A 4,512-nucleotide genomic window follows, 5' to 3' on the forward strand; every position below is an offset into this window, starting at 1 on the left:
GCTGAACGCCACCATCGCCGAAGGCCAGTGCAGGCCCCAACGCGCCAGCAGGATGATCACCACCACCTGCGGCAGCGCCATGGTCCAGCAGGCGACTTCGGCGGCGTTGCGCATCCCCAATTGCACAGGCAGCGAATTGACGCCAGATTGGGCATCGCCCTTTACCGCCTTGAAATCATTGAGCACCATGATGCCGTGTGCGCCCAGCGAATAGAGGCACAGCACCCAGATGATGCGGCTGTCGGGCACGCCGCCGGCCATCACGGCGGCGCCAGTGAACCAGCTCACCCCTTCATAGGCAACGGCGCACACGAACGGCCCCGTCCAGCCATCGGCCTTGAAACGCAGCGGCGGCGCCGAATAGGCCCAGGCCATGGCGACGCCAACGATGGTGGCAACCCCCACCACCGGGCCAATCAGGAAGCCGACGGACAGGCTGAGGATGCTGCCGATACAGGCAATATAAAGCCCCCAGCGCCCCGGAATGCGGCCAGACGGGATGGGCCGCTGCGGTTCGTTGATGGCATCGACATGGCGATCGAACCAGTCGTTGATGGCCTGGCTGTTGCCGCACACCAGTGGCCCGGCCAGCAGCATGCCGGCAATCAGCAACCCCCAGCGCTCGCTGATCGGCACGCCCGAGGAAACCACGCCGCACATGAAGGCCCACATGGGCGGGAACCAGGTGACGGGCTTGAGCAGTTCCAGCACGTCGCGCGGTCGCAGCACGGCGGCCACCGGTGGGGGCACATGTTCCATACGGTGCAACCTAGTCGGCAGGCACGAAAGCCGTCAACGCTGCCAGACAATCTGCCCCGCATAATCGGCCTGTCGCAGGTTGACTTGAAAAGGTCGGATGTTAAGGTTTTGTCATAAGAACAAGGGAAAACGGGCTTGGTCGCAGCAAGATCAGATGGGTCGCAGCGTCCGCTTTATACGCCCGAAGAACGGGTGCGGCGCGACACGACGAAATGGACGCTGGTGCAGGGGCTGCTGGCCCCGGTGCAGTTCCTGATCTTTGGCGTCAGCCTGTATCTGGTGCTGGATTATTTGAACACCGGCCGCAACTATGAATGGGCCGTGTGGTCGGTGGTGGTGAAAACGCTGGCGCTGTATACCATCATGATCACCGGCGCGATCTGGGAAAAAGTCGTTTTCGGCCAGTATCTTTTCCACGATAGCTTTTTCTGGGAAGACGTGTTTTCGATGCTGGTGATCGTGCTGCACAGCCTGTATCTGTTCGGGTTGTTCACCGGTATCGCTGATGAAGGCGTGCTGTTTGCCACGGCGCTGGCGGCCTATGTTGCCTATGTCATCAACGCTGCGCAGTTCGTGTGGAAATTGCGCCAGGCCCGGCTGTCGGCACCGGCGGCGCAACCGGCTATTGGCGCCGAATCAGACGCTCCCGAATATCAGGTGGCACAGGCAGCATGACCAGCATGAACTCCGCTTCTGGCTGCGACGCGCCGCCGGTGGGTGTCGATGGCATCCTGCGCGAACGCGGCCAGCGCGAGGTGTTTTGCGGGCTAACCGGCATCATCTGGCTGCACCGCAAGATCCAGGACGCGTTTTTCCTTGTTGTCGGCAGCCGCACCTGTGCCCACCTGCTGCAATCGGCCGCCGGGGTGATGGTGTTTGCCGAACCGCGCTTTGGCACCGCCATCATCGAGGAAAAAGACCTCGCCGGCCTGGCTGACGCCAACGAAGAGCTTGACCGGGTCGTCAACCGCCTGTTGGCGCGCCGGCCCGATATCAAATTGCTGTTCCTCGTCGGCTCGTGCCCGTCTGAGGTCATCAAACTCGATCTGTCGCGCGCAGCGTCGCGCCTGAACAGCCGGTTTTTGCCGAACGTCCGCGTGCTGAATTATTCGGGCAGCGGCATCGAAACCACGTTCACCCAGGGTGAAGACGCCTGCCTTACCGCACTGGTGCCGGATCTGCCGTTCACCGATGACGAACAGTTGATGATCGTCGGTAGCCTGCCCGACATTGTCGAGGATCAATTGACCCGCCTGCTGGGCGACCTGGGGATCGGCAAGGTCGTCTCCCTGCCGGCGCGCCGGTCGGGGCAGATGCCCGCTGTTGGCCCCAATACCAAATATCTGCTGGCGCAGCCGTTCCTGGCCGAAACCGGCACGGCGCTCGACAAGCGCGGCGCGGTGCATCTGCCGGCGCTGTTCCCGTTCGGCGCCGAAGGCACCACCGCCTGGCTGCATGCCGCGGCCCAGGCCTTTGGGGTGCCGGCGGCGCGGTTTGAACAGGTCATCGCCGGTCCGCGCGAACGCGCCCGCAAGGGGCTGGCGCTGTATCGCGAGAAACTCGCGGGCAAGCGTATCTTCTTCATGCCCGACAGCCAGCTTGAAATCCCGCTGGCGCGCTTCCTGGCCGGTGAACTCGGCATGGAACTGGTCGAGGTTGGCACGCCTTATCTGCACAAGGGCCATCTCATCGACGAACTGGCTGCACTGCCGCCCGGCACGCGCATCTCCGAAGGCCAGGATGTCGACAAGCAGCTGGATCGGGTGCGCGCCGCGCGGCCTGATCTCACCGTGTGCGGCCTTGGCCTCGCCAACCCGCTGGAACGTGAAGGCCTGTCGACCAAATGGGCCATCGAACTCGTGTTCTCGCCCATCCACGGCTATGAACAGGCCGGCGATCTGGCCGAGCTGTTCTCCCGCCCGCTCCACCGCCGCGATCTGCTGAGGGTCTGACCGATGCAGCTCACCGTCTGGACCTATGAAGGCCCGCCCCACGTGGGGGCCATGCGCGTCGCCACCGGGATGCGTGATCTGCATTATGTGCTGCACGCGCCGCAGGGCGACACTTACGCCGATCTGCTGTTCACCATGATCGAGCGGCGCGACCATCGCCCGCCGGTCACCTACACCACGTTCCAGGCCCGCGATCTGGGCAAGGACACCGCCGAACTGTTCAAGACCGCGGCGCGCGACGCCTATGAACGCTTCAAACCGCAGGCGATGATTGTCGGTTCCAGCTGCACCGCTGAACTGATTCAGGATGATCCGCACGGCCTGTCGCTGACCATGGGGCTGGGCTGCCCGGTCATCCCGCTGGAACTGCCGAGCTACAGCCGCAAGGAAAACTGGGGCGCGTCGGAAACCTTTTATCAGATTGTGCGCACGCTGGCCGACAAGGCGAGCACGCCGTTGCCCGCCGTGGGTGAACATGGCCCGCGCCGGCCGCGCGCCAATCTGCTCGGCCCCACCGCGTTGGGTTTCCGCCACCGCGACGATGTTGCCGAAATCACCCGGCTGCTGGCCGATCTGGGCGTTGATGTGAATCTGGTGGCGCCGATGGGCTCCAGCCCGGCCGATATCGCACGGCTGGGCGAGGCCGATTTCAACATCTGCCTTTATCCCGAGATCGCCGCGCAGGCGTGTTCGTGGCTGGAGCGGACGTTCCGGCAAAAAACGGTGAAGACCGTGCCGATTGGCCTCCTCGCCACCCGCGAATTCGTTGCCGAAGTGTGCGCGGTTGCTGGCCTGCCGGTGCCGGCCGATCTCGATCAGGGCCGCATGGGCTGGTGGTCACGCTCGATCGATTCGACGTACTTGACCGGCAAGCGCGTCTTCATCTTTGGCGATGGCACCCATGCTGTTGCCGCCGCCCGCGTGGCGACAGAGGAACTTGGCTTCAAGGTCGTCGGCCTGGGCTGCTACAACCGCGAATTCGCCCGCGAAGTGCGCGCGGCGGCTGAAAAATATGGCGTCGAACCGCTGATCAGCGACGACTATCTGGCGGTGGAGGAAGCCATCGAGGCAGCGGCGCCAGAACTGGTGCTGGGCACGCAGATGGAGCGCCATATCGCCAAGCGGCTGCGCCTGCCGTGCGCGGTGATTTCGGCGCCGGTCCACGTGCAGGATTTTCCGGCGCGCCACAGCCCGCAGATGGGGTTCGAAGGCGCCAACGTGCTGTTCGATACCTGGGTGCATCCGCTGGTGATGGGGCTGGAAGAGCATCTGCTCACCATGTTCCGCGATGATTTCGAATTCTCCGATGCGGCGGGGCCGAGTCACTTGGGCGGCCATGCTTCTCCACTCCCCTCCCCTTCAGGGGAGGGGTCGGGGGTGGGGCCGGCGGTGCAGGGCGCTCCTGTCGCTGTGGCCGAAGCGCCAGCTGTCACGACGGAAGAGGGCGGCTGGACTGCGGAAGCGCTTGCCGAACTCGGAAAAATCCCGTTCTTTGTGCGCGGCAAGGCGCGCCGCAACACCGAAAAATACGCCGCGGAACATGGCGTGACGACCATCACCCGCGAGACATTATACGAGGCCAAATCCCACTATGCGCGCTGATACCCCGCCATCAAAACAAGAGCGGCCGGATCATTGCCATGTCGTGATTGTCACGCTCGACAATCACCTGTCGGGCGCGGTTGACCGGGCGCGCGTGCGCTTCCAGAAAATGGGCCTGCCGGTGTCCATCGGCTTCCACGCGGCGGCTGATTGGGACAAGCCGGGCACGCTTGATTCCACCCGTGCCGATATCGCACGT

5 protein-coding genes are annotated in these 4,512 nt (G+C 63.9%); 4 read left to right on the plus strand and 1 reads right to left on the minus strand.

The genetic code is table 11. The features are described 5' to 3' along the window. On the minus strand, positions 1-759 hold a 759-nt coding region (gene chlG, locus RMO81_RS14920; protein ID WP_310476714.1), incomplete at its 3' end, for a chlorophyll synthase ChlG. A gap of 135 nt (positions 760-894) precedes the next feature. Here chlG and bchF point away from each other — a divergent pair. The 4 genes from bchF to RMO81_RS14940 all read left to right on the plus strand — a co-directional run. Then, complete coding sequence (bchF, locus tag RMO81_RS14925; protein ID WP_310476716.1) at positions 895-1,434, plus strand: 2-vinyl bacteriochlorophyllide hydratase; 540 nt, start codon at positions 895-897, stop codon at positions 1,432-1,434. Continuing rightward, a complete protein-coding gene (locus tag RMO81_RS14930) occupies positions 1,431-2,711 on the plus strand; it encodes a ferredoxin:protochlorophyllide reductase (ATP-dependent) subunit N (protein ID WP_310476717.1) in 1,281 nt (426 codons plus the stop codon). Before bchF ends, RMO81_RS14930 begins: the two co-directional genes overlap by 4 nt. Before the next feature lie 3 nt (positions 2,712-2,714). Beyond that, entirely contained in the window at positions 2,715-4,313 is a 1,599-nt protein-coding gene (gene bchB / locus RMO81_RS14935) for a ferredoxin:protochlorophyllide reductase (ATP-dependent) subunit B (RefSeq protein ID WP_310476719.1), read from the plus strand. After that, on the plus strand, positions 4,303-4,512 hold a 210-nt coding region (locus tag RMO81_RS14940; protein ID WP_310476721.1), incomplete at its 3' end, for a hypothetical protein. The genes bchB and RMO81_RS14940, both read left to right, overlap by 11 nt.

It is taken from the genome of Sandarakinorhabdus sp. (genome assembly GCF_031422795.1).
Taxonomy (GTDB): domain Bacteria; phylum Pseudomonadota; class Alphaproteobacteria; order Sphingomonadales; family Sphingomonadaceae; genus Sandarakinorhabdus.